This is a genomic window from Palleronia sp. THAF1, from assembly GCF_009363795.1.
GTDB lineage: Bacteria > Pseudomonadota > Alphaproteobacteria > Rhodobacterales > Rhodobacteraceae > Palleronia.
The window spans coordinates 1,619,331-1,644,042 of the sequence record NZ_CP045420.1; the positions used below are offsets into that span (position 1 = coordinate 1,619,331).

The window sequence follows — 24,712 nt, forward strand, 5'->3', positions numbered from 1 at the left end:
GCGATGTGCGTTGTCTCGGCGTAGTCGGGGCTAATATTCAGGAGCATCCCCATGGGCATCAACGATCCCTCTGACACGACCGCAAACCTGCAAATCGGACCGACCGACGCGGGCTTCGTAAGGCTGTATATCGAGGCCGAAGGCGGCGTCGAGGTTCCGATGGACTTCGATCCCGAAGAAGCGGAAGAGATCGCAGAAGAAATCCGGGCGGCCGCGCAAGGGGCGCGCGCGATGGCGAAGCGCAAGCGCTAGGCTACCACGCCTGCCCCGCACCGGGATCGCGCAAAGCGTGCAAACGGCGCGCGGCATGGACGGCGAAGGTGCGCGTGATGGCCTTGCGTCTGGCGGGCGCAAGCTTGGTTTCGGGGGCCATGCGCAGGATTTCGGCGTCATAGGCGTCGGCGATCATCAAGCCGTGGTCTTCGGGCAGCAGGTCGGTCGGGAAGTCCGAATCGACCGCCCAGAAGTAGCGGTCGCACCAATCCAGATAGCCCTGCCACTTGGAATCGCCCTGAAAGTCGGCACGGCAGGACTTGCACTCGACAATCCATATCTCGCCCTTTGGTCCCAGCGCCATCACATCGACGCGCAGACCGGGGGCTGGCACCAGTTCCTCTACACTGACGAACCCGTGTGAGATCAGCGCACGCGACACGCCGCGTTGTAACAGCTGGCCCGGTCGTGGGCGGATTTCAAACTCTGAACCAAAAGCATCATCGGGCATGGCGGCACTGTGAACAAAAGGTAAACGTAAATCAAGAGACTCGGCCCCTTGTCAGACCCCCTCCCCCCGCTTAGGTGCAGTAACAGGCGGGTACTGCCCTTCCAGTGTAGGGGAAATTCCGGTGGCCTTAAGCATTTCCGAGGGGGCTGGCTCTTGCAGGACCGTGGTTCTGTAACCTGGCTCCCACCTGTACATACAGGTCCTCGGGAATTTGTAGACCCCACGTTTGCGGTGGTCCCGCCGCTTCCACCCACATCTGCGTGATTTGGCAATCACTCCCGCGCCCTACATAGTTTGGCGGGACGGATGAGGGATGACTAGATGAACGATGCGGTCGATCCGCGCCAAGTGCGCGAGCTTGAAGGCCACCTGACGTGGTTGGATACGTTCTCCGGCGCGGCCTTGGGCGTTCTGTCGGCGGCGTCCGGCATCTATACCTACCTCGGCGTCTCGTCGCTACTGGATCAGACCGGTGCGCTGTCGGTCTTCGCCGCCCTTGCCTATTCCATCGCCGTTTCGGTCGGCATCTTCGTCTTCTGGTCCTACCTCATGCGCCTGCTTCCGGCGATGCGCACCGCCAGCGCACGCATGGGGCTGTTGTTCGCGATGGCGCTGGGGTCGCTGGCCATCATCGCGATGTCGTCTTGGTTGAATGCGGCGGCCCTGGCCGGGTCTGCTGCTGTCGAGCAGCATTTGGCGCGTACCGTGCAGGACTACCAATCGTCGCTGGAGGGGGCGAATGAGATCGCGATCTCGGCGCAGGCGCTGGAGCGTGATGTCGCACGCGTTCGGCAGTCGTTCGAGGATTTGGCAGAGCAGGAAGCAACCGGCGACCTATCCGGCATCAGCGGGCGCGGCGCCGTATTCCGCGTGCTGCGCCAAAAGTCCGAGGAACTGGCCGCGCTGGAGACCCAGATCGCGTCGCAAGGCCAAGCGGTCGCGCAGGCGTTTGCGGAAGGTAACGAGATCCTCAGCCGGATGCGCGCGCTTACGGTCGAACCCGGCCCTGTCGAGGCGCGCTCGGTCGAGTTTTCCGAAGATGCGGTGCGCCTGTCCGGTCTGATCACGCAGCTGCGGCAGCTTTCCGTCGCGCCGCTGGTCAGTCGGGCCGCGAACGATCTGGCACAATCGGTGGTTCTGCCCACCCTGTCCCAAACCGAACAGACGGCGCAGGGGCAGCAGGCGACCATTGACTCGGTGCTGACCGTTCTGGGCCAGCGTGCCGCGACGCTTTCGGCTGCCGCGCAAGCTGTGCAGACGATGCAACCGCCGCCGGAGGTCGTCTACACGCCGATCTCTGCCGCCGACGCCGTGATCCGCTATGCGGGCAACTTCATCCCAAGCTGGGCGGGTGCCATCGCCATCGACCTGCTGCCTGCGGTGCTGGTGTTCATTCTGATGGTGACGCAATCGGCGATCCGGGGCGCGCGGGATCGCGTGGCGATCGAGGATCGGATGACGGTGGCAGAGTTGCGCGCGGCGATGGTGGCTTTGCGAGAGGTTGACGGAACAGCCCTGCCCCCGGAAGCCGATCCTGCGAAACCCGCACCCACACCGCTGCGGTCTGCCGAATGAGCGAGCGGTTCTCTCCCGGCACCGTCATCAAGGGCATCTTCGGGCTGCAATTGCTGATTGGCGTGGCGCTGATCGCGGGCGATATGTCCGGTGGCATCAGTGCGCCCGGCTTCGCCCCCCGCGCACCATCGCTGGACCAGCCTGTGCGGCCCGGCGACCAGACCCGCCGCTATCAGACGCGTGACGTGCCTGATGTGCCGAACCGCCCCTTCCCGGCGACCCCGGACATGCCGTCGCGATTGACGCTGAACGCTGTGGAGTTCGAAGGCCGAGACGTGCTGCGCTTGGTTGGCGCGATTGCGCCGGGCGATGCGGTGCGGATCGCCGATCAGCTATCAGAGCGGTTGGATGATGGGGGCGAGGTGCTGCTACACTCGCCCGGCGGGTCGGTGATGGATGCCGTCGATCTGGGGCGGGCAATGCGCGATCTGGGCCTGAGCACTCGGATCGCGACCGGCGATGTCTGCCTGTCCGCCTGCCCCTACGTCTTCGTCGGCGGGGCCGCGCGGGCCGTCGATCGCGACGGGTCGCTTGGCGTTCACCAGCACTATTTTGGGGAGAGCACCGTCTTGCCCGCGTTTCTGGCCGTGAAAGATATTCAGCGCGGACAGGGGCAGGTCATGGCGTATCTGGACGACATGGGGGTCGACCCATTGATGATGCAGCACGCGCTGACGACACCGCCGGAGTCGATCTATATCTTCGTCGAAGAAGAGCTGGACCGCTACCGGCTGACTACCGGCGCTGATCCCGAGAGCTGACGCGCACCCGACGCTCTTCCACATCGTCCTGTGACAGACGCGACAGGATCAGCTGCGTCGACAGGAAGAACATCGCAACCAATCCGAACAGGATCGTCAGGCCCAGCGTGTCCAGATGGCGAACACCACCCGTGTCGAAGGCAAGTAGCGCCGCGAAGAACGACAGCGCAGCCGCCGCGCCGATGGTGATGTGAAGCAAAAGGGCACGCATGATCTGAACTCCCAAGAAACAGTTTGTGTCTTTGAAGTCAGAACATCCCGCGTCGGCAGTTGTTCCCGGAACAAAGGTCGTATGCCCCGGATGTGATCGGCCTATTTCGGGGCGAAGGCGTCCGGCTTGGCAGCGCGCCCCATGTGGTCGAGCACAGCATTCACGAAACGCGATTCCTTGCCCTCCGGGAAGAAGGCCTTGGCCACGTCGACGTATTCCGTGATGACGACCTTCGGCGGGGCTTTGCCTTCCACCAGCTCGGCACCCGCCGCGCGGAACAGCGCGCGCAGCACGGGGTCGATCCGGTCGATGGGCCATTTGGCCACCAGCGCCGTATGGGTCAGCTGGTCGATCTTGGCTTGCCACGTGACCGCGTCGTCCAGCGTCTTGCGGAACAGGTCGATGTCGCCCTCGGCATACTCGCCCTCTTCGTAGGTCGCGCCGAAGCGGTGATCCTCGAACTCGGCGCGCACGCGGTCGGCTCCGGCGTTCATCTGCTCCATCTGGAACAGGGCCTGCACGGCATACAGCCGCGCGGCAGAGCGCATTTGCTTCTTGTCGGTCATCCCGCGTCCTTGGCTTTGAACCCGATGCCCTTCGATCCGCCGACCCATTTGCGAGAAATCGCGATCAAGTGAAGCGCCGCCGCAGCCGCACCACCGCCCTTGTTTTGCTCTCCCGCGCGAACGGCAGCCTGAGCATGGTTTTCCACCGTCAGGATACCGTTTCCGACGCAAGCCCCAGACAGGCCCAGCATCGTCAAGCCGCGGCTGCTGTCATTGCATACGGTCTCGTAGTGCGTGGTCTCACCCCGGATCACGCAGCCCAGCGCGACGTAACCGTCGAAATCGGCCGTGCGGTGGGCGAGCGCGATGGCAGACGGAATCTCCAGCGCGCCGGGCACTTCAATCGTCTCATGCGTAGCGCCTGCGGCCTCAAGCGTGGCGCGCGCACCGGCCAGCAGGTCATCGGCAATGTCTTTGTAATACGGCGCCACGACGATGAGCACCTTGGGCGCGTCGTCGAACTCGGGCATTGGCGGGGTGTAGTGGGACTGGCCGGCCATGGTCTATCCGATCTGTGAAATCTTGCGGGTGCCCGTGATGTTCAGCCCGTAGGCATCGAGGCCCACGATCTTGGGCTGCGGCGAATTGGTCAGAAGGATCAGGTCGCGCAGGCCAAGGCTGGACAGGATCTGCGCGCCCAGACCGTATTGGCGCAGGGTCTGGGGTGAGACTTCATCGTGGGCGGCGATCTTCATCGTCAGGTCGCGCAGCAGGACGACGACGCCGCGCCCTTCGTCCGCGACAGCGCGCATCGCGTCGGCGAACTCATCCGCGCGACCCGTGGGTCCGGTGCCCAGCACGTCGAGCATGGGATCGAGCGCGTGCATCCGCACCAGCACCGGGTCGTCGCCAGCGATGTCGCCCTTGATCAGCACGATATGTTCGGCGCCATGCGTTTCGTCCTGGTAGACGCGCATCGTCCATTCACCGCCGAACTCGCTGGTGATGGTCTGTTCGCTGGTGTTGCGGACAAGGTTATCGTTGCGCCGACGGTAGCGGATCAAGTCGCTGATGGTGCCAATTTTCAGATTGTGACGCTGCGCGAAGGCGATCAGGTCCGGCAGGCGTGCCATGGTACCGTCTTCATTCATGATCTCACAGATCACGCCGGACGGGTTCAGTCCGGCAAGGCGGCTGATGTCCACCGCCGCCTCGGTATGACCTGCGCGCACCAGCACGCCGCCTTCCCGCGCCCGAAGGGGGAAGACATGGCCGGGCGTCGCGATATCGGCTTGCGTCGCGGCGCTGTCGATGGCGACGGACACGGTGCGCGCGCGGTCGGCGGCGGAGATCCCGGTGCTGACACCCTCGCGCGCCTCGATCGAGACAGTGAAGTTCGTCTCATGCCGGGAGGAGTTGTGCGAGGCCATAAGCGGCAGACCCAAAGCGTCGCACCGCTCGCCCGTCAGGCTAAGGCAGATCAGGCCACGGCCTTCCTTGGCCATGAAATTGATGGCGTCCGGCGTAGTCATCTGTGCCGGGATGACCAGATCGCCTTCGTTCTCGCGATCCTCGTGATCCACAAGGATGAACATCCGTCCGTTGCGGGCGTCTTCGATGATCTCTTCGATGGAAGAGAGCGCGTCTTGATCGTGGTCATGCATCATGGAGCGCAGATAGCGGGGCGCGGCGGGAATGGGAAGGCGGGTCCCTGCGTCTTGTTGGCTGTTTGTGGTTTACGAATTGGTAATTCGTTCCCGCTATGTTCTGACTTATGGATATGCAGCATAATTTCACGCGGACAAGCGCACACTGGCTGGACCGCATTTTCTCGGCCAAGGCCGTGGCGAAAGGCGCCATCGTCAGGCGTTCAGTGGGATGGGTAGAGAAAGAGATCGGACGGGATCGCTTGATTGCAGAGGTCAAGCGCCGACGATTTCATATGGTCGAAAGCGGTGGCCAGTTCGTGATCTTCTGCCATCGCGGACTGATGCGGGTCGTCGTTTGATGCAATTGTGCATAAGGCGGTGCGCCGTACCGTTTGCGACTTTTTTTCGTAGCTGGATTTCTCAGCTACGAAAAAAAGATGTTAACGGGCAAGATCGGGTCCTGCGCCAAAGTGGCATAGACACATCCCTATCCCGCCTCAGCCAGCCGCGCCACGTAGCGGGCCATCGTGTCCACTTCCAGGTTCACCGCGTCGCCCTCGTGCGCATCGCCCCAGGTCGTCACCATCTTCGTATGCGGGATCAGGTTTACGCCGAACCGCGCTCCGCTCACCTCGTTTACCGTCAAAGATGTGCCGTTCAGCGCGACAGACCCTTTTTCGGCGATGAATTTCGCCAGATGCTCCGGCGCTTCGAAGGTGTAGCGCGTGCTGTCGCCTTCGTCCCGCATCTCGACGATACGCGCCACACCGTCGACGTGGCCCGATACGATGTGGCCGCCCAACTCGTCCCCCACGCGCAACGAGCGTTCAAGGTTAACGCGCCGACCCACCGGCCAGCCCTGTGTTCCGATGTTTGTGCGCGCCAAGGTCTCGGCACTGATCTCCACGTCGAACCACCCCTGCGGATCGGTCCCGGTCGCAATGGCGGTCAGACAGATGCCATCGCAGGCGATGGATGCACCGCGCGCGATCCCGTCCACGTCATAGGAGCACCCGATCCGCGCGCGCATGTCGCCGCGCAGCTCGACTTCCAACACCTTGCCGATATCGCTGACCAATCCCGTGAACATCGCCGATCTCCCATTTCTGGTGTCCGTGATGCCGCCCCCACGGTGGCGCGGCAAGAGCGCAAATGTCGCCCGTGCCATCGAATTGCCCCATTGGAATGTTGAACTGACCCGGAAATCGGCGAAAAAGACGTAGTATGGCACAGCCTGACACCCGCTCTTTCCTGTTCCTGCAAGGCCCGCACGGGCCGTTCTTCGGCCAGTTGGGACGGATGGTCTCGGCTGCGGGTGGGCAAGTCTGGCGCGTGGGCTTCAACCGCGGCGATCAGGCGTTCTGGCCGGACAAGACATCTTATATCCCCTACAATGGCTCACCCGAGGACTGGCCAGACACCGTGGCAGGCCTGCTGGACGACAAGGCTATTACCGACATCGTCCTGTACGGCGACACGCGCCCCATCCACGCGCAGGCCGTGGGTATCGCCAAGGCGCGCGGATTGCGGGTCCATGTGTTCGAGGAAGGCTATCTGCGCCCCTACTGGGTGACGTACGAGCGTGACGGCTCCAACGGGAACTCGGCCCTCATGGACACCGACTTGGCACAGATGCAGACAGCGCTGGACCGATCCGAGACGGAAACGCCCGAGGCCCCGGCCCATTGGGGCGACATGCGCCAGCACGTCTTTTATGGTGCAGCCTACCATACCTTCGTTCTGCTGATGAACGGGCGCTACGCGAACTTCCGCCCGCACCGGGCCCAAACGGTGCGCGACGAGTTCCAGCTTTATCTGCGCAAACTTCTGCTCGCCCCGGCGATCTGGGCGCAGCGCAAGATCGCCACGTGGCGCGTCAAGACCGGCGGTTTCCCCTATCACCTGGCCCTGCTTCAGCTGGAGCATGACAGCAACTTCCAGCAGCACTCGCCCTTCACAACCGGCACCGACTTTCTGCGCACCGTGCTGGAAGGTTTCGCCCATGGCGCGCCCGCACACCATCACCTCGTTTTCAAAGCGCACCCCTTGGAAGACGGTCGCATCGACCAGCGCCGCACGATCCGGCGTATCGCGTCCGAGTTGGGCGTGGCCAAGCGCGTTCACTATGTGCGCGGCGGTAAGTTGGCGCAGCTTCTGGACCATGCGCGCTCTGCGGTGACAGTGAATTCCACCGCCGCCCAGCAAGTGCTGTGGCGCGGCCTACCGCTCAAGGTGTTTGGGGATGCTGTCTACGCCAAGCCGCAGTTCGTTTCGACCCAGCCTCTTGCCGAATTCTTCGAGACGCCCAGCCGCCCGGACGGACGCGCCTACCGCGACTATCGGCGTTATCTTCTGGAAACCAGCCAGATCCCCGGAAGCTTCTATTCCAGCGCGGGACGGCGGCAATTGCTGCGCCAGGTGGTGGACATGATGCTCGCCCCGCATGACCCTTACGAGGCCCTCGCCCGCGGGCAGGCACAGCCGCGCCAGAAACTTCGTGTGGTGAAATAGCGACACTGCGTCAAAGACGCTGGATTTTAGCGCGGTCCGTGGTATCGTGAAAAAAAATAAGACGACCCGAGGCAGACATACAGCTCGAGGAGACCGAGCGTGATTTTCAAGAATTCGCACTGGGCGAAGTCTATCGCCCTGATCGCCTCCGTTGGCGTTCTCAGCTCTTGTGGCTTGCCGCGCGTGGGCCCGAACAAGCGTGAGATTTTCGCAGGATCCGTTCAGCGCGACGGCGACGCCTTTATCGTGTCCGTCAATCGCCGCGTGACCACGGCCACGGCGGTCTACCCTGCCCTGGGCTTCAGCAGCGCCTTTCTGAACGCAGGCCAACTTGGGTCCGACACGATCCGCCCCGGCGACGTTCTGGGACTGACGATCTACGAAAACGTCGAGGACGGCCTACTTGTGCCGCAAGGCGCCCCGGCCACCGTTCTGGACGAGGTTCAGGTCGACGGCGCGGGCTTCATCTTCGTGCCCTACGCGGGCCGTATCCGCGCAGCGGGCAACTCTCCCGAGGCGGTGCGTCGCATAATCGCCGAGCAACTTGGCAGCCAGACCCCCGATCCGCAGGTGCTCGTACGCCGCGTCGCGGGTGACGGGGCGACTGTCTCTGTCGTCGGCGGTGTCGGCGGACAAGGCGTCTACCCCATCGAACGCCCGACCCGCACCCTGTCGGCAATGCTGGCCCAGGCCGGTGGCTTGGCCATCCCGCAAGAGGTCGCGCAGGTGACCGTGTCGCGCGGGAACATGCAGGAAAAGGTCTGGTTCGAGGATATCTACACCCATCCGCGCTTCGATATCGCCCTGCGTGACGGCGACCGTATCCTTGTCGAACAGGACGCCCGCGCGTTTACCGCGCTTGGCGCGACCGGCGCGCAATCCCGCGTCGATTTCGACCGGCAGACCATTTCCGCCATCGAGGCCATCGCGCTGGTTGGCGGCCTGTCCACGGCCCTTGCCGATCCCACCGGCGTTTTCGTGTTCCGCAACGAGCCGGAAGAGATCGCAGAACAGGTCCTGGGTCGCAGCGATCTGACCGGCACGCAGCGCATGGTCTACGTGCTCGACCTGACGCGCCCCACCGGCATGTTCGAAGCACGCGACTTCGCGATCCGCGACGGAGACACCGTATACGTCACCGAAGCGCCCTACGTTCAGTGGCAGAAGACACTTTCGGCGCTGACAGGTGCGACCGGCGCGGCGACGACGCTGGCGTCCACCGCGAACGTCACCGGCAACTGATCCATGCCCGCCCTGCGGGTCTATACTGGCGGCTTCCTGAACCCGCGATTGCGGCGCATTCTGACGCTTGCGGGGTGGTCCGCTCGCACGGGATGGCCTTCGGGTGATGACTGGATCGGCGTCTGGGGCCGTTCGCCCTACGCCCGACGCGGCGAATGGGTGGCGCACCGCTCCGGGGCGGGGCTTCTGCGCATCGAAGATGCCTTCCTGCGGTCTCTGCATCCGGGCCGCGCGGGCGAGCCGCCTCTGGGTCTGTTGCTCGACGGGCGCGGCGTTCATTTCGACAGCGGCGCGCCGTCCGATCTGGAGCATCATCTGGCGACCGCGCCCTTGGATCACACCGACACGCTGGAGCGCGCCCGTCAGCTGGCCGTGCGCCTGAAACGCGCGCATCTGACAAAATACAGCGCCGTCGATCCTGCTCTGCCCGTGCCCGATCCCGGCTATGTGCTCGTGGTGGACCAGACGCGTGGCGATGCCTCTATCGCGTATTCGGGCGCGTCCGAAGCGATGTTCGCCGAGATGTTGGCCTTCGCACGGATCGAGAACCCCGGCGCGCGGATCGTCATCAAGACCCACCCCGAAACCGCGCAGGGCTTTCGCGCGGGCCATTTTTCGGATCGCGATCTGGACGGCAAGACGCAGATTGTGGATGCGCCCGTAAGTCCCTGGGCCTTGCTCGACGGCGCGACAGCAGTCTACGCAGTCTCGAGCCAGCTGGGGTTCGAAGCGATCCTCGCCGGTCATTGCCCGCGTATCTTCGGCCAGCCTTTCTACGGCGGTTGGGGGCTGACGCAGGACGAGACCCCCTGCCCCCGCCGGTCACGCAAGCTGACACGCGCGCAACTGATCGCGGGCGCGCTGATCGACTACCCGGTCTGGTACGATCCGTTCCGCGACGCCCTGTGCGAAGTGGAGACGGTCATCGATATCCTAGAGGCCCAAGCCCGCGCATGGCGCGAAGATCGGCACGGCCACGTGGCTTCCGGGATGCGCCTGTGGAAGCGGCGTCCGCTGCAAAAAGTATTCGGATCGGTCGCGCCATTGGTGTTCGAAGATGATCCGGCGAAGGCGTCAGCCAGGGCCCGCGACGCGGATCGCGGCCTGCTGGTCTGGGCCGGAAAGGAGACGCCGGATCATACCGGGCGCGTTCTGCGGGTCGAGGATGGGTTTCTGCGCTCACGCGGTCTGGGCGCGGAATTGGTGCCACCGCTAAGCTTGGTGACCGATGATCTGGGCATATACTACGATCCCACGCGCCCCTCGCGACTGGAACGGCTGATTGCCGAAAGCAGCACGCTGGGGCCTCTGGACCTTGAACGGGCACGGCGGCTGCGGGAAGGGCTGATCGCGCGTGGATTGTCGAAGTACAATCTGGGCAGCGACGCCGTTCCCGACCTGCCGAGCGGCCACCGCATCCTTGTGCCCGGACAGGTGGAGGATGACGCATCGATCCGAATGGGCACCACGGAAGTGAATACCAACGCCGCCCTTCTGGCAAAGGCGCGAGAAGACAATCCGGGCGCGGTGATCCTGTACAAGCCACACCCGGACGTGGAAGCGGGTCTGCGCCCCGGAGCCATCGACGGCGCGGATGCCGATGTCGTGCTGCGCGGCATCGATCCGGCGGCGCTGTTGTCCGTGGTGAATGAGGTTTGGACAATGACCTCTGCCCTGGGGTTTGAGGCGCTGTTGCGCGGAATTTCTGTCACGACGCTCGGCCAGCCTTTCTATGCCGGGTGGGGCCTGACCACCGATCTTGGCGGCACGTTCCCGCGCCGGACCACGACCGTTTCGCTTGACGCGCTGACATATGCCGCGCTGATCGCCTACCCGCGCTACCATGATCCGGTGACGAACGGCCCCTGCCCGGCCGAGGTTGTCGCGGACAGATTGGCAAACGGCACTGTTCCACGCCCCTCTCCCGCAAACCGCGCCTTGGCAAAGGCGCAGGGGCTTCTGGCCAGTCGCGCGCATCTTTGGCGCTAGACCAAGGCCCCCTGCGCCATGCGGTTCAGGAAGGTATCGGCTTCATCGCGGATCGTGGTCTGCTTCTCGTCGGACATGCGATCCCACGTCGCATACATCTGGGCCATGCGGGGGTTCTTCTCGAACTTTTCGCGGTGGCGGTCGAGGAAGTGCCAATACAGCAGGTTGAAGGGGCACGCGCCCTCGCCCGTTTTTTTCTTGGCGCTGTAGTGGCACCCTTTGCAGTAATCCGACATCTTGTCGATGTAATTGGCGGATGAGACGTAGGGCTTCGAGGCCACGATCCCCCCATCCGCGAATTGGGTCATGCCGATGACGTTGGCGCTCATTACCCACTCGTAGGCGTCGGCGTAGACGGCCATGTACCAGTCCTGCACCTCTTGCGGGTTCAGGCCGGCCAAAAGCGCGAAGTTCCCGGTGACCATCAGACGTTGAATGTGATGGGCGTAGGCCTGGGTGCGGGTCTGCTCCACGGTCTTCGAGATACACCGCATCTGCGTGTCGTCGCCCCAGAAGAAACCGGGCAGACTGCGGTTGTGGTTTAGATCGTTGCGCTTCGCGTAGTCGGAGCCCTCGCGGTAGTAGATGCCGCGCACGTATTCGCGCCAGCCGATGATCTGACGGATGAAACCTTCGACCGCGTTGATCGGCGCGTCGCCTGCTTTCCAGGCGTCTTCGGCGGCACGACAGGCATCCATTGGATCGAGCAGCCCGGAGTTGAGGTAGACCGAAATGATGGAGTGATAGAGGAACTGTTCCTCGCTCATCATTGCGTCTTGGTAGTCCCCGAAATTGGGCAGAGCGTGCTTGATGAAGCGGGTCAGCGCGCGGGAGGCCTGTTCGCTGTCGGTCCCGAACCAGAAATCGTCGAGGCTGCCGAAGGAGTTTCCGAAACGATTGCCGACAAGGGTCAGCACCTCTTCCGTCGTCTCATCCGGGGTGAAGCGCATGGGACCGCTAAAGTCGATCTCGCCGGGCGCGGGCTTGCGGTTGTCGTGGTCGTAGTTCCACTTGCCGCCCGCCGGCTCGTCGCCCTCCATCAGCAGGCCAGTCTTGCGGCGCATCTCGCGGTACCACCACTCCATCCGCAATTCCTTGCGGCCCTCTGCCCAGCGCTCGAATTCGGCGTGGGTGGCGATGAAGCGGTCATCCTCGATCTGGCGGACGGTCAGGGGGCAGTCGTTCAGCGCCTGGATCAGCCGCCATTCGCCGGGTTCGGTGGCAATGACCTCGGACACGCCGTGTTCGTCGGCCCGGCGGATCAACTCTCCGGTGATCGACCCGGTGTTCTCGGGGTCGTCAAGCGTGGTGTAGGCGACCGCCAGCCCCTCTTCGCGCAGACTGGCGGCGAACTTGCGCATGGCTGTGAAAAGAAACGCGATCTTGCGGGGGTGATGGGGGACGTAGGTGGCCTCGTCCGAGACTTCCGCCATCACGATCAGATCGCCGTCGCGGTAGTCGCGCAGGGCAGCAACGTTGCGGGTCAGCTGGTCAGCAAGGACAAGGATCAGGCGGCTCACCAGGGGATCTCCTTGCCTGCGTAGTCGAAGAAGCGGCCCGTGTCGTCTGGCGTCAGGCCCTTTATCACTTCCAGCAGCTTGGCGGCCGATGTGTCGGGCGTGAACTTGTCGTGGTCGGGGTAGTCTTCGGTAAAGCTGGTCGAGACGGTGCCGGGATGCAGGCAGGTCACGATCGCTTCCTTGCGGTTGCGCGCGATTTCCACCGCCGCGCCATGCAGCAAGGCGTTCAGCGCAGCTTTGGAGGTGCGATAGGAATACCAGCCGCCCAGACGGTTGTCGCCGATAGAGCCGACGCGGGCCGACAGCGCGGCGAAAACAAAGCGCTCTTTTCGCGGGATATGCGGCTTGAGGTGCTTCAGGATAAGCGCGGGACCAATTGCGTTCAGGTGCATCTGGGCGAGCAGTTCCTCGGCATCGAGGTCCGACAGCGATTTTTCGGGCGCATCGCGTGTAGAGGTCAGCGCGCCGGTGGCCACGAAGACAAGGTCGAAGGGGTGATCCAATCCATCGAGCGCGTCTTTGATCGACGCCTCGTCCGTAACGTCCAACCCGTCGCCCGAGCGGGACAGGGTTGTCACCTCTGCGTCGCGGTCCCGCAATTCGGTGGCAATAGCCTGACCGATACCACCCGATGCGCCGATCACCAACGCGCGCTTACTCTGCATAGATCATCTTCCGCGTCATGCCCCCGTCGATGGTCAGGACCTGTCCGGTCGTGAACTCTGCCTCAGCTAGGTAGGCCACCGCGCGCGCAATATCCTGCGGCACACCCGCGCGGCCGACGGGGTGCTGCGTATGGTCCACGTCCCTCAGTTCCGACGGGTCGCCGGTGACGATCCAGCCGGGTGCGATGGCGTTGACGCGCACGTCGGGCCCAAGGCTGATGGCCAGCGCATGAGTCAAAGCGACGAGGCCGCCCTTGGTTGCAGCGTAGGCTTCTGTGTTCGGCTCCGACATCTCGGCGCGGGTGGAAGTCATGAAGATCAGGTTGCCCTTCGCGGCGCGCAGCTTCGGCGTGGTATGTTTGGCGATCAGGAAGCCGCCCGTCAGATTGGTGCCGATCCAGTCGGTCCAATCGGACAAAGCCAACTCTTCAACAGGACCGCTGACGGGGCCTGCGAGGCCGGCGTTCGAGACTACAAGATCCAGCGCCTCCAGTCCGGAGACGGCATCGCGTACGGAGGCCTCTTCCGACACGTCAGCGATCAGGCGGGTCATCCGGTCATGGTCAGGCAGGGCGGCCAGCCCGTCCGCGTCGCGATCAAGCGCGGCGACGTACCAGCCAAGGTTCAGAAGATGCAGGACGATGCCGCGACCAATGCCGTTCGCGGCGCCTGTGATAAGGGCGTGTTTCATGGATCGCGACCTATGCCACAGGCCGACGGCGTCAAACATTCGCGTGATTTCGGGGGTTCACATCCGCGAACGCCGCGATATGGTCGCGAACATGATGACGCACCGCGCACTCCTGCTGCTTACCCGCCTCTGAGCGTGCCCTGCCCGGCGCGCCGCTCAGAGGTGACGCCGCGCCGGACCAAGCAGACAGACTGAAGCGACATCGAAGGACCAATCCCATGAATACCGAACACCCGCGCGACCGCGTCGTGATTTTCGACACCACTCTGCGCGACGGTGAGCAATCGCCCGGTGCCACCATGTCCCATGCCGAAAAGCTGGAGATCGCGGAGCTACTCGACGACATGGGCGTCGATGTGATCGAGGCGGGCTTCCCAATCGCGTCCGAAGGCGACTTCGCCGCCGTCAAAGAGATCGCCGAACGGTCGAAGGCCGCCGTGATCTGCGGACTGGCGCGGGCAAACATCAAGGATATCGATCGCTGCTGGGAGGCGGTACGCCACGCGGGTCAGCCGCGCATCCATACCTTCATCGGCACCTCGCCTCTGCACCGAGCGATCCCCAACCTGACCCAGGACGAGATGGCGGACCGCATCCACGACACCGTGACCCACGCGCGCAACCTGTGTGACAACGTGCAGTGGTCGCCCATGGACGCCACGCGAACCGAGTGGGATTACCTCAAGCGCACTGTTGAAATCGCGATCAAGGCGGGTGCCACCACGATCAACATCCCTGACACTGTCGGCTATACCGCCCCGGTCGAATCCGCTGAATTGATCCGCCGCCTGATCGCGGAAGTGGACGGCGGGCAAGACGTGATCTTCGCCACGCATTGCCATAACGACCTTGGCATGGCGACGGCCAATAGCCTTGCTGCGGTCGAGGGCGGCGCGCGGCAGATCGAATGTACGATCAACGGTCTGGGCGAGCGTGCGGGCAATACCGCGCTGGAAGAGGTTGTGATGGCGCTGAAGGTGCGTGGTGACATCATGCCGTTCACCACCGGCATCGACACCACCAAGATCATGAACATCTCGCGCCGGGTTGCCACCGTTTCCGGCTTCCCAGTGCAGTTCAACAAGGCCATCGTCGGCAAGAACGCCTTCGCGCACGAATCCGGCATCCACCAGGACGGAATGCTGAAGAACGCCGAGACGTTCGAGATCATGCGTCCCGCCGACGTGGGCTTGAAGGACACGTCGCTGGTGATGGGCAAGCACTCTGGCCGGGCCGCGCTGAAGGACAAGCTGAAGAACCTGGGCTTCGACGTGGCGGACAATCAGCTGCAGGACATCTTCGTGCGGTTCAAGGCGTTGGCCGACCGCAAGAAAGAGGTGTTCGACGAGGACATCGAGGCACTGGTCCGCGCGCAGGGTGCGGCGGAAGATGCGCTGGAGCTGAAATTCCTGCGCGTGATCTGCGGCACCGAAGCGCCCCAGTCGGCGGACCTGACGCTTCGCGTGGACGGTGAGGATCATCAGACGACCGCTCAGGGCGACGGTCCGGTCGATGCGACCTTCAACGCGATCAAATCGCTGGTCACGCATTCCGCGCGTCTACAGTTGTATCAGGTCAGCGCCGTGACCGAGGGCACAGATGCGCAAGCCACTGTGACCGTTCGGCTGGAAGAGGAAGGCCGGATCGTCACCGGTCAATCCGCCGACACCGATACCGTCGTGGCCAGCGCCAAGGCCTATATCTCGGCGCTGAACCGGCTGCTGGTGAAACGGCGCACAACCGCGGCGGGAGTGGATACCAAAACAGTGGGATACCGCGATACTGTCTGAACGTCGGGGGCATTGCGCAGCAAAGTTGCGCATTGCCCCTTCCCCGATTTATAATTCTGCTTCATGTAAGTCTGTGCTGACAGTTGCTTAATGAGGAACCCGAGATGGATGGGTCGCAGCACATCTCTTTCGAAGCGCCGCGTGAAGGCACACTGCTTGCGCTTCTGAATCAAAGCCAGGACTGCATCAAGATCCTGTCGCCCAACGGAACCCTTGGGTTCATGAGCGAAACCGGCCAGAAAATCATGGAGATCGATTCCTTCGATCAAGTTATGGGAGAGCCATGGTGGGCGCTTTGGCCCGAAGACAGCCAGGTTCTGATCTCTGACGCCGTAACCCGCGCCATCGACGGTGAGAGCAGCCGGTTCGAGGCGTTCTGCCCCACCGCCAAAGGAACGCCGCGCTGGTGGGAAGTCGCCGTCTCTCCGATCCGAGACGAGAGCGGACAGATCACACACATCATGTCGATCTCACGCGATGTGACCATGACCCGCGCAGAGCAATTGGCCGACCAGGCCCGCGCGGTTGCGGCCGAACACACCGCGCAGGTGCAGACCATGATCGCGCATGAATCGCGACACCGCTTGAAAAATCTTCTGACGGTCGTGTCTTCTTTGACCACGCTGGTCTCCCGCCACGCCAACAGCGTGTCAGAATTTCAGTCTCGTCTGCGCGCGCACCTGAACCACATGGCCCGTGCGCAGGACCTGCTGATCGGCACGAATCGTCGCTCTGCCACCCTGCGCGAGACCGTGACGGCGGTGCTGGAGGCCGACGGTCGTCTGCGCATCGCCGACATTCCTAGGGTTAGTATCAGCGACCAAGCCGTGCAGCTTCTTGCACTGGCGCTGGGTGAGTTGCAGACCAACGCGATCAAGCATGGAGCCTTGAGCGTCGATACCGGCAGCGTGATTCTCAAGACGAAAGAGAAGGATGGAGCGATCCACGTGACTTGGGTCGAGGATTGCGGAGAAGAGCGCCCCGAACCAGAGCTGACGAAAGGATCCGGGGTCGAGTTGATCCGCAGAATGATGTCGATGCAATCCGATGGCGTCCAGTTCACCTGGACCGGCAAAGGTCTGCGCGTCTCGTTCGCTCTGCCCGCCGTCTAAAACGCCGCGACAGATGACCGAAAAAAGGGCCGCCTGCAGATCCAGGCGGCCCTTCGTCATTCAGTCAGGCGCACTTACTGCGGCATCGAAACGGCGAAGCCGCTGAAGCCACCCATGCCCAGATCGGCCAGCATGGTCGCAGCACCCGTATCGGTGTCGATCATGTAAAGACCGGCGTTGTCTGCGCCTTCCATCTGCAGGATGGCGTAGGCAGCATTCTCGTCTTCGCTGGGCGAGACGATGTCGAAGCCGCCCATCGGGGCCACGTCGACCTCTTCACCATCGACGGTGATCGCACCGATGGTTTCCAGCGTGCCTTCGTTGTTGGCGACGCTGACCAGCGAGTCCGTTTCGGCGTCGATGCCATATTGGAAGGTCGAACCTGCGGTCTCGCCGTTGATCGCGTTGGTGTAAGCGTTGGCGAAGACCATCGGGGTCGCGTCGGCGTTATCGTCACCCTCGGCGTAGGCCAGATCGGTCATGCGGACGACGGTGTTGGCACGGTCGTCGTTATCGCCGAAGCCCACGGGGAAGTAGACAAGGTTGTCGCCACCGGTGGACAGCGCACGCACGGCGTCGATGGCGTTGTTGAAGTCGAAGGCCACGGCATCGCCGGACAGGGTGGCGTCGTCACCGAAAGAGGCTTCCAGATCGGTCATTTCGCCGGACATGGGGTCAATCGTGCCGACCATGCCGTTGGTGATGCCCAGCAGTTCGCCGGTCACGGGACGCCATGCGATGGCATCGACGGGCGAAGCCAACTCAAACGTCTGCAGATCGGCGGGCGAGGCGATATCGGCCATCACGACTAGCGTGGCGCCGTCGTCGGCAAGGGCATAGCCCATGTTGCCAGCGTGCCCGGCAGCGTGCGCACCGGCGGTGCTCAGGGCAAGAATCGAAGCGGTCGTCAGAATACGATAGGTCATGGTTATCCTTTCAGATCGTCGCCATCCCACATTGGCTGGCGTCGACCGAACACACGGGACATGTTGCCCCCGAGTTTCCCGATTTCTGACTTTCTTGCGCCTCATTCTTTTAAACGGCTGACTTGCAAAGACAAAATATGGTGGAAAGACCCATAGCGCCGCGCGCGCCGCACGTTGGTCTGCAATTCCGGCAACCTTGAATGGCAGCACCGGCCCAATCGCGCTGCAATTCGCCTAAAATGCCGCCCCCCGCCCCTTTTCCCCGGTCGGCGCACTGCTATAAGGCCCGACACGGGCACCCGCCTTAATTATGACACACCCACCATCAGGGACCAGAGCGCAATGAGCAGTCTAACCGGCCTCTTTTCGTCCGACATGGCCATCGACCTCGGCACCGCGAACACGCTGGTCTACGTGAAAGGCCGCGGCATCGTGCTGAACGAGCCTTCGGTCGTGGCTTTCCACACCAAGGATGGCCGCAAGCAGGTCCTAGCCGTGGGTGAGGACGCAAAGCTTATGCTGGGCCGGACTCCCGGTTCCATTCAGGCCATCCGCCCGATGCGCGAAGGCGTGATTGCCGACTTCGACGTGGCTGAAGAGATGATCAAGCACTTCATCCGCAAGGTCCATCGCCGCACGACGTTTTCGAAGCCGAAGATCATCGTCTGCGTGCCGCATGGTGCGACGCCTGTAGAAAAGCGCGCGATCCGCCAGTCGGTCATCAGCGCAGGCGCACGCAAGGCAGGCCTGATCCCAGAACCCATCGCGGCGGCCATCGGTGCTGGGATGCCGATCACCGACCCCACCGGCTCGATGGTTGTGGATATCGGTGGCGGCACCACGGAAGTCGCGGTTCTGTCGCTGGGCGACATTGTCTACGCGCGATCCGTCCGCGTCGGCGGTGACCGCATGGACGAGGCGATCATCGCCTACCTGCGCCGCCAGCAGAACATCCTGATCGGTGAGGCCACGGCCGAGCGCATCAAGACCACCATCGGTTCAGCCCGGATGCCCGACGACGGGCGCGGCCAGTCTATGCAGATCCGCGGTCGTGATCTGGTGAATGGCGTTCCGAAAGAGATCGAGATCAACGCCGCACAGGTCGCCGAAGCCTTGGCCGAGCCAGTACAACAGATCTGCGAGGCCGTGATGACCGCTCTAGAAACAACGCCCCCGGACCTTGCCGCCGACATCGTGGATCGCGGCGTGATGCTGACGGGTGGCGGCGCGCTTTTGGGCGAGCTGGACCTTGCGTTGCGCGAACAGACCGGGCTGGCCGTGTCGATTGCGGACGAGTCACTCAATTGTGTGGCGCTCGGCACCGGAAAAGCGCTCGAATACGAGAAACAGCTTCGGCATGTGATAGACTACGAAAGCTGACCTGGCGGAGCGCAGGGACTGACCCATGGCGCGTGAGAGACTGAACAGCGAAGACTACACCCGCCCCGTGCGCCGCATCGTCGTCGGCACGGTGGTGATCCTGTGTCTTGCGCTGTTCCTGTTCTGGCGCATCGACAGTCCGCGCGCCGAACGGATGCGCGCGCAGATCGTGGATACCGTGGTGCCCTCGATGGACTGGGCGCTGATCCCGGTAACGCGGGCGTCGAGCATGATCGACAACTTCCAAAGCTACTCGCGCATCTACGAGCAGAACCGAGAGCTGCGCCGCGAATTACAGCAGATGAAGGCGTGGAAGGAAGCGGCCCTGCAACTGGAGCAGGAAAACGCCAAGCTGCTGGACCTCAACAAGGTGCGGCTCGATCCGAAGCTGACATTCATCACAGGCGTTGTGCTTGCCGACGCGGGCAGCCCGTTTCGCAAGTCCGTGCTACTGAACATCGGACAGCGCGACGGTATCCGCGATGGCTGGGCTGCGACCGACGGGCTGGGCCTTGTGGGGCGCATCTCTGGCGTGGGCACGGCATCCAGCCGGGTGATCCTGCTGTCTGACAGCAACTCTCGCGTTCCGGTGGCGATCCAGCCGTCTGGTCAGAAGGCGATCCTTGCGGGCGACAACTCTCCGATCCCGCCGCTGGACTTCCTGGATGGCAGTGACCGCGTGCGTCCGGGCGACCGTGTGGTCAGTTCCGGCGACGGCGGCGTGCTGCCCGCTGGCGTACTTGTCGGCACGGTCGTGCAGGGGTCAGACAGCCGTTTGCGGGTGCGTCTGGCCGCCGATTACGAGCGGTTGGAGTTCCTGCGCGTGCTTCGTTCGATCGAGACCGAGCGTATTACCGAACCGGGCGGGCTTGTTGCACCCGAACGGGATGCGCAGACCGTCGCGCTGCCCCCACAAACGGTGGAGGGTACGGATGGTTGATCCCGTAACCCTGCGCCGCGCGAGCTACCGAATGCTCTTGCTGGCCATTGCGGCGGTCTTCCTTTTCGTACGGATCCTGCCTTTCCACGATTCAGGTGGCCGCCTTCCGGCACCGGATTTGCTGACTGTATTGGCGTTCGCTTGGGTGTTGCGCCGCCCCGAATACGTGCCGACGTGGCTGATCGCCTGTATCGCTCTGATGGCCGACATCCTGTTCATGCGCCCGCTGGGTCTGTGGGCGCTGATCACGGTGATGGGAGTAGAGTTCCTGCGCAACCGCAGCGAGTTGACCGATCAGCAGCCCTTCCCCGTTGAATGGATGCTGGTGGGCGGCACGCTGACGGCCATGTATGTGGCGCAGGCTTTGGTGATGGGTGTCTTCGTAATCCCGCAGCCGGCCTTCGGTGCGACGCTGCTAGAGTTGCTGGCCACCGTGGCGGTGTATCCGCTGGTTGTCGTGGTCACCGTCTTCCTGTTCGGGGTGCGCGTGCCCTCTCCCACCGAACGTGACGCGGAGGCCAGATCATGAAGCGCACGCAACGCGATACCGAAACATCCGTCGGCATCATCACGCGCCGGGCCGCGGTGCTGGGCGGGGTGCAACTGGGCGTCGCCGGACTGCTGGGCTGGCGGATGCGGCAGATGCAGGTCGAGCAAGCCGATGAGTTCCGCCTGCTGGCCGAAGAAAACCGCATCAACATGCGCCTTGTCGCGCCGCCGCGTGGGTTGATCTTCGACCGCAACGGTATCCCGCTGGCCGAGAATTCACAGAACTACCGCATCGTCATCGTCAAGGAAGACGCGGGCGACGTGGAAGACGTGCTCTCGCGTCTGCAACAGCTGATCTACATCGATGCGGACGAGATGGAGCGTGCCCGCAAGGAGATCGCCCGCCGCTCTCCCTTCGTGCCTGTGACGATCACCGATCAGCGACAGTGGGAAGACGTAGCAACCGTTGCGGTGAACGCCCCCGCCTTGCCCGGCATCACGCCGGATGTGGGCCTGACTCGACAGTATCCTCTGGGCGCGGACCACGCGCATGTCGTGGGCTATGTCGGCCCGGTATCAGACTACGACCTTAGCCGGATCGACGACGACGATCCGCTTTTGCAGATCCCCAAGTTCCAGATCGGCAAGACGGGCGTTGAGCAAAAGACCGAGCGCGCGCTGCGCGGCAAGGCCGGTGCGCGCCGGATCGAGGTGAACGCCGCCGGTCGGGTCATGCGAGAGTTGGACCGTGACGACGGCACGCCCGGTGCAGACCTGCAGTTGACCGTGGAAAGCAAGCTGCAGAACTTCGCCGAAGCGCGGCTGGCTATCGGACTATCGGCAGCGGCGGTCGTGATGGACGTGCGCACGGGCGATCTGCTGTCCGTCGGCAACGCGCCCACCTTCGACCCCAACAAATTCGTGCGCGGCATCTCTGTTGCCGACTATGGCGAACTCACGGGCAACATCTACCGGCCGTTGGCCAACAAGGCCGTGCAGGGCGCCTATCCGCCGGGTTCCACGTTCAAGATGTTGGTCTCGCTGGCCGCTCTGGAAGCCGGGCTGCTGTCGTCGGACGAGACGGTCTATTGCGGCGGCTACACCGAGCTGGGCAACCGCCGGTTCCACTGCTGGAAGCGCGGTGGGCATGGCCGGATGAATCTGGAAAAATCGCTCCAGCAGTCGTGTGACGTCTTCTACTACGAAATGGCCCAGCGCGTCGGCATCGACCGTATCGCCGAGACCGCGCGCAAGTTCGGCATCGGAGAGGACTTCGATCTGCCGATGTCTGCCGTTACCTCTGGCGTGATGCCGGACAAGGCGTGGCTGCGGCAGCGCTACGATCAGGAATGGCGCGTGGGCGACAGCCTGAACGCTTCTATCGGGCAGGGCTACGTGCTGTCTTCGCCTTTGCAACTGGCCGTGATGACGGCGCGGATCGCGTCCGGCACGAAAATTCAACCGCGCTTGGTCAAGTCCATCGACAGTGTGGAAACGCCCGTGGTCGGGGCAGAACCGCTTGGCCTGAACGAGAACCACTTGCGTCTGATCCGTAAGGGCATGTTCGCCGTATCGAACACCAATCGCGGCACAGCCTTTCGCAGCCGGATCGCCGCCGATGGCATGGCGATGGCGGGCAAGACCGGTACCAGTCAGGTCCGCTCGGCAGTCGTCAATAACAGCCAAGTTCCGTGGGAGCAGCGCGACCATGCGTTGTTCGTGGGCTACGCGCCCTATGATAACCCGCGCTACGCGATCTCTGTCGTGGTCGAGCACGGTGGCGGCGGATCGACGGCGGCGGCGCCCATCGCGCGCGATATCATGCTTTTCGCCCTGCATGGAGAATTGCCACCGATGGAAAGCTACCCCTCCGGCGTGCGTCGCGAAGTCGAGTCGCTTTTCGCCGAACTCGACCTGCGCAGCGACTTTCGCCCCACCAGAGACGGGAAAAACCGCGCGTGAGCTATCTTGAATACAACGTCAAACGTGTGCCAGCGGGGCTGTCGAAGGTCTTGTACCTGAACTGGCCGCTGTTCCTGTTGCTGGTCACCGTCGCCAGCGCCGGGTTTCTGATGCTGTATTCAGTCGCCGGTGGGTCCCTGACCCCCTGGGCAGAGCCGCAGATGAAGCGTTTCGCGCTGGGCTGCATCGCCATGTTCGCCATCGGCCTGACGCCGATCTGGTTCTGGCGCTCCATGGCGGGCATCGGCTACGGGGTCGCGCTGTTGTTGCTGGTGGCGGTGGAATTCGTGGGCACCACGGGCATGGGCGCGCAACGATGGATCGACATCGGTTTCATGCAATTGCAGCCGTCAGAGCTGATGAAGATCACGCTCGTGATGATGCTGGCGGCTTATTACGACTGGCTGGACGTGGAGAAGGTCAGCAACCCGCTATGGGTGATCCTGCCGCTCGTGCTGATCGCGATCCCCACGTTCCTGGTGCTGCGCCAGCCGGACCTAGGCACCTCTATCCTGCTCGTGGCGGGCGGCGGCGTGGTGATGTTCTGCGCGGGCGTCAGCTGGTGGTATTTCATCGCCGTGATCGGCGCGGGCGTGGGCGCGGTCACGGCCGTGTTTTCGTCGCGCGGCACATCATGGCAGCTTTTGAAGGACTACCAGTATCGCCGGATCGACACGTTTCTGGACCCCGCCAGCGACCCCCTTGGCGCGGGCTACCACATCACCCAGTCCAAGATCGCGCTGGGATCGGGCGGCTGGACGGGGCGGGGCTTCATGCAGGGCACGCAAAGCCGCCTGAACTTCCTGCCCGAGAAGCACACAGACTTCATCTTCACCACGCTGGCCGAAGAGTTCGGCTTCATCGGGGCGTTCTCTCTGCTGGCGCTGTATCTGGGCATCGTCATCTTCTGCGTCATATCGGCGATGAACAACCGCAACCGCTTCGCGTCGCTGATGACGTTGGGGATCGCGGCGACGTTCTTCCTGTTCTTTTCGGTCAACATGGCGATGGTCATGGGTCTGGCCCCCGTCGTAGGCGTTCCGCTTCCGCTGGTCAGTTACGGCGGCTCTGCCATGCTGGTGCTGATGGTGGGCTTCGGACTGGTGCAATCGGCCCATGTGCACAGGGCGCGCGGCCGGTGATCCGCGTTCTGTTCGCTGCCGGAGCAGAGCGGTGGGATGCGTGGCGCGGGCCGCTTGAACGTGCATTTGACGCGCGGGGGTTGAAGGTCGATCTGGCGAAGGACCACCCGGCGACAGAGACGGACATCATCGTCTACGCGCCCGGCGCACCGTTGCAGGACTTCGCGCCCTATACGAACGCCAAGGCTGTTCTGAACATTTGGGCCGGGGTCGAAGGCGTGGTGGGCAATCCGACCCTGACCCAGCCTTTCGCGCGCATGGTCGATCCGGGGCTGACGCAAGGCATGGTGGACTATTGCGTCGGCCACGTTCTGCGGCACCACCTTGGGCTGGATGCACAACTCGCGACACAAGATCGCTGGGCGCCGGTCGTGCCGCCGTTGGCCAGTGACCGACCTGTGACAGTGCTGGGGCTTGGTGCCTTGGGATCGACCGTGGCCGGCGCGCTGGCCGGTCTGGGCTTTCCCGTTACCGGCTGGGCACGGTCCGAAAAGCGGATTGACGGCGTGCGCTGTTTGGCAGGCAGCGACACACTGGATCAGGCGCTTTCGGATGCCCAGATCCTTGTTCTGCTTCTGCCGCTAACCGCCGAAACGGCCGACCTGATGGACGCCCGCCACCTTGCGCTGCTGCCGAAGGGCGCAGTTGTCATCAACCCCGGTCGCGGCGGACTGATCGTGGACGCGGACCTGTTGGAGGGGTTGGACACGGGCCACATCGCGCACGCGACGCTGGACACATTCCGCACCGAACCACTACCGGACGCGCACCCCTTCTGGGCCCACCCCAGGGTCACGATCACACCGCATATCGCGTCGGAGACACGGCCCGAGACTGCGGCCTCGGTAATTGCAGAGAATACCGAGCGGGCGACGGCCGGGCAGCCACTGCTGCACGAAGTGGACAAAAGTGCGGGCTACTAGGCCT

At 63.4% G+C, this 24,712-nt stretch carries 25 protein-coding genes; 15 read left to right on the forward strand and 10 right to left on the reverse strand.

The features are described 5' to 3' along the window. Positions 1-51 precede the first annotated feature (51 nt). Entirely contained in the window at positions 52-252 is a 201-nt protein-coding gene (locus FIU81_RS08110) for a DUF6324 family protein (RefSeq protein WP_124112508.1), read from the forward strand. A gap of 1 nt (position 253) precedes the next feature. On the opposite strand, the gene FIU81_RS08115 is transcribed toward FIU81_RS08110, so the two are convergent. Next, entirely contained in the window at positions 254-724 is a 471-nt protein-coding gene (locus tag FIU81_RS08115) for an MmcB family DNA repair protein (RefSeq protein WP_124112509.1), read from the reverse strand. A gap of 321 nt (positions 725-1,045) precedes the next feature. Between FIU81_RS08115 and FIU81_RS08120 the strand changes: the two genes are divergently transcribed. Then, entirely contained in the window at positions 1,046-2,299 is a 1,254-nt protein-coding gene (locus tag FIU81_RS08120; RefSeq protein WP_124112510.1) for a hypothetical protein, read from the forward strand. Beyond that, a complete protein-coding gene (locus FIU81_RS08125) occupies positions 2,296-3,060 on the forward strand; it encodes a hypothetical protein (protein ID WP_124112511.1) in 765 nt (254 codons plus the stop codon). Before FIU81_RS08120 ends, FIU81_RS08125 begins: the two co-directional genes overlap by 4 nt. Here the strand turns inward: FIU81_RS08125 and FIU81_RS08130 are convergent. The 4 genes from FIU81_RS08130 to ribB all read right to left on the reverse strand — a co-directional run bounded on the left by FIU81_RS08130 (position 3,035) and on the right by ribB (position 5,444). Next, positions 3,035-3,271, reverse strand: a complete 237-nt coding sequence (locus FIU81_RS08130; RefSeq protein WP_124112512.1) for a hypothetical protein — start codon at positions 3,269-3,271, stop codon at positions 3,035-3,037. The genes FIU81_RS08125 and FIU81_RS08130 overlap by 26 nt on opposite strands. Before the next feature lie 101 nt (positions 3,272-3,372). Further along, positions 3,373-3,837, reverse strand: a complete 465-nt coding sequence (gene nusB, locus FIU81_RS08135) for a transcription antitermination factor NusB (protein WP_124112513.1) — start codon at positions 3,835-3,837, stop codon at positions 3,373-3,375. Next, positions 3,834-4,337 carry a 6,7-dimethyl-8-ribityllumazine synthase gene (locus tag FIU81_RS08140; RefSeq protein ID WP_124112514.1) on the reverse strand — a complete coding sequence of 168 codons (504 nt, stop codon included), beginning with the start codon at positions 4,335-4,337 and terminating at the stop codon, positions 3,834-3,836. Before FIU81_RS08140 ends, nusB begins: the two co-directional genes overlap by 4 nt. Positions 4,338-4,340: 3 nt before the next feature. Beyond that, positions 4,341-5,444 (reverse strand): 3,4-dihydroxy-2-butanone-4-phosphate synthase, encoded by a 1,104-nt coding sequence (ribB, locus tag FIU81_RS08145; protein ID WP_124112515.1) that lies wholly within the window; start codon positions 5,442-5,444, stop codon positions 4,341-4,343. 107 nt (positions 5,445-5,551) lie between these two features. On the opposite strand from ribB, the gene FIU81_RS08150 reads away from it, so the two are divergent. Beyond that, positions 5,552-5,785: an N-(5'-phosphoribosyl)anthranilate isomerase gene (locus FIU81_RS08150; protein ID WP_254695871.1), complete on the forward strand. Its 234-nt coding sequence runs from the start codon at positions 5,552-5,554 to the stop codon at positions 5,783-5,785. A gap of 128 nt (positions 5,786-5,913) precedes the next feature. Here FIU81_RS08150 and FIU81_RS08155 read toward each other — a convergent pair whose 3' ends face one another. Continuing rightward, entirely contained in the window at positions 5,914-6,516 is a 603-nt protein-coding gene (locus FIU81_RS08155) for a riboflavin synthase (RefSeq protein ID WP_124112517.1), read from the reverse strand. A gap of 134 nt (positions 6,517-6,650) precedes the next feature. On the opposite strand from FIU81_RS08155, the gene FIU81_RS08160 reads away from it, so the two are divergent. The 3 genes from FIU81_RS08160 (at position 6,651) to FIU81_RS08170 (ending at position 11,168) form a co-directional block, all read left to right on the forward strand. After that, positions 6,651-7,937 (forward strand): capsule biosynthesis protein, encoded by a 1,287-nt coding sequence (locus FIU81_RS08160; protein ID WP_124112518.1) that lies wholly within the window; start codon positions 6,651-6,653, stop codon positions 7,935-7,937. A gap of 99 nt (positions 7,938-8,036) precedes the next feature. Beyond that, positions 8,037-9,179, forward strand: a complete 1,143-nt coding sequence (locus tag FIU81_RS08165; RefSeq protein WP_124112519.1) for a polysaccharide biosynthesis/export family protein — start codon at positions 8,037-8,039, stop codon at positions 9,177-9,179. A 3-nt stretch (positions 9,180-9,182) separates the two neighbouring features. Next, positions 9,183-11,168, forward strand: a complete 1,986-nt coding sequence (locus FIU81_RS08170; protein ID WP_124112520.1) for a capsular polysaccharide biosynthesis protein — start codon at positions 9,183-9,185, stop codon at positions 11,166-11,168. Here the strand turns inward: FIU81_RS08170 and FIU81_RS08175 are convergent. The 3 genes from FIU81_RS08175 to FIU81_RS08185 are packed head-to-tail and all read right to left on the reverse strand — an operon-like array spanning position 11,165 to position 14,044. Then, the gene (locus tag FIU81_RS08175) at positions 11,165-12,691 is read right to left on the reverse strand and encodes a cryptochrome/photolyase family protein (protein ID WP_124112521.1); all 1,527 of its coding nucleotides are present in this window, start codon (positions 12,689-12,691) and stop codon (positions 11,165-11,167) included. The genes FIU81_RS08170 and FIU81_RS08175 overlap by 4 nt on opposite strands. Continuing rightward, positions 12,685-13,353, reverse strand: coding sequence for an SDR family NAD(P)-dependent oxidoreductase (locus tag FIU81_RS08180; RefSeq protein WP_124112522.1), 669 nt, complete (start codon positions 13,351-13,353; stop codon positions 12,685-12,687). Before FIU81_RS08180 ends, FIU81_RS08175 begins: the two co-directional genes overlap by 7 nt. Then, positions 13,343-14,044 (reverse strand): SDR family oxidoreductase, encoded by a 702-nt coding sequence (locus FIU81_RS08185; RefSeq protein WP_124112523.1) that lies wholly within the window; start codon positions 14,042-14,044, stop codon positions 13,343-13,345. Before FIU81_RS08185 ends, FIU81_RS08180 begins: the two co-directional genes overlap by 11 nt. A gap of 218 nt (positions 14,045-14,262) precedes the next feature. Here FIU81_RS08185 and FIU81_RS08190 point away from each other — a divergent pair, with 218 nt between their 5' ends. Both FIU81_RS08190 and FIU81_RS08195 read left to right on the forward strand, forming a co-directional pair. Then, positions 14,263-15,834, forward strand: a complete 1,572-nt coding sequence (locus FIU81_RS08190) for a 2-isopropylmalate synthase (protein WP_124112524.1) — start codon at positions 14,263-14,265, stop codon at positions 15,832-15,834. Positions 15,835-15,938: 104 nt separating this feature from the next. After that, positions 15,939-16,946, forward strand: coding sequence for a PAS domain-containing protein (locus FIU81_RS08195; protein WP_124112525.1), 1,008 nt, complete (start codon positions 15,939-15,941; stop codon positions 16,944-16,946). A gap of 74 nt (positions 16,947-17,020) precedes the next feature. Here FIU81_RS08195 and FIU81_RS08200 read toward each other — a convergent pair whose 3' ends face one another. After that, positions 17,021-17,872: a DUF4394 domain-containing protein gene (locus FIU81_RS08200; RefSeq protein WP_124112526.1), complete on the reverse strand. Its 852-nt coding sequence runs from the start codon at positions 17,870-17,872 to the stop codon at positions 17,021-17,023. Between the two features lie 342 nt (positions 17,873-18,214). Here FIU81_RS08200 and FIU81_RS08205 point away from each other — a divergent pair, with 342 nt between their 5' ends. From FIU81_RS08205 to FIU81_RS08230, 6 genes are read left to right on the forward strand one after another with little or no spacing between them, the layout of a single operon-like run. Further along, entirely contained in the window at positions 18,215-19,252 is a 1,038-nt protein-coding gene (locus FIU81_RS08205; protein ID WP_124112527.1) for a rod shape-determining protein, read from the forward strand. Positions 19,253-19,277: 25 nt separating this feature from the next. Then, positions 19,278-20,192, forward strand: coding sequence for a rod shape-determining protein MreC (gene mreC / locus FIU81_RS08210; protein ID WP_124112528.1), 915 nt, complete (start codon positions 19,278-19,280; stop codon positions 20,190-20,192). Further along, positions 20,185-20,721, forward strand: coding sequence for a rod shape-determining protein MreD (locus tag FIU81_RS08215; protein ID WP_124112529.1), 537 nt, complete (start codon positions 20,185-20,187; stop codon positions 20,719-20,721). The genes mreC and FIU81_RS08215 overlap by 8 nt, the downstream gene beginning before the upstream one ends. Then, the gene (gene mrdA / locus FIU81_RS08220) at positions 20,718-22,643 is read left to right on the forward strand and encodes a penicillin-binding protein 2 (RefSeq protein ID WP_124112530.1); all 1,926 of its coding nucleotides are present in this window, start codon (positions 20,718-20,720) and stop codon (positions 22,641-22,643) included. The genes FIU81_RS08215 and mrdA overlap by 4 nt, the downstream gene beginning before the upstream one ends. Beyond that, positions 22,640-23,785 carry a rod shape-determining protein RodA gene (gene rodA / locus FIU81_RS08225; RefSeq protein WP_124112531.1) on the forward strand — a complete coding sequence of 382 codons (1,146 nt, stop codon included), beginning with the start codon at positions 22,640-22,642 and terminating at the stop codon, positions 23,783-23,785. Before mrdA ends, rodA begins: the two co-directional genes overlap by 4 nt. Continuing rightward, a complete protein-coding gene (locus tag FIU81_RS08230; RefSeq protein ID WP_124112532.1) occupies positions 23,782-24,708 on the forward strand; it encodes a 2-hydroxyacid dehydrogenase in 927 nt (308 codons plus the stop codon). Before rodA ends, FIU81_RS08230 begins: the two co-directional genes overlap by 4 nt. Positions 24,709-24,712 lie beyond the last annotated feature (4 nt).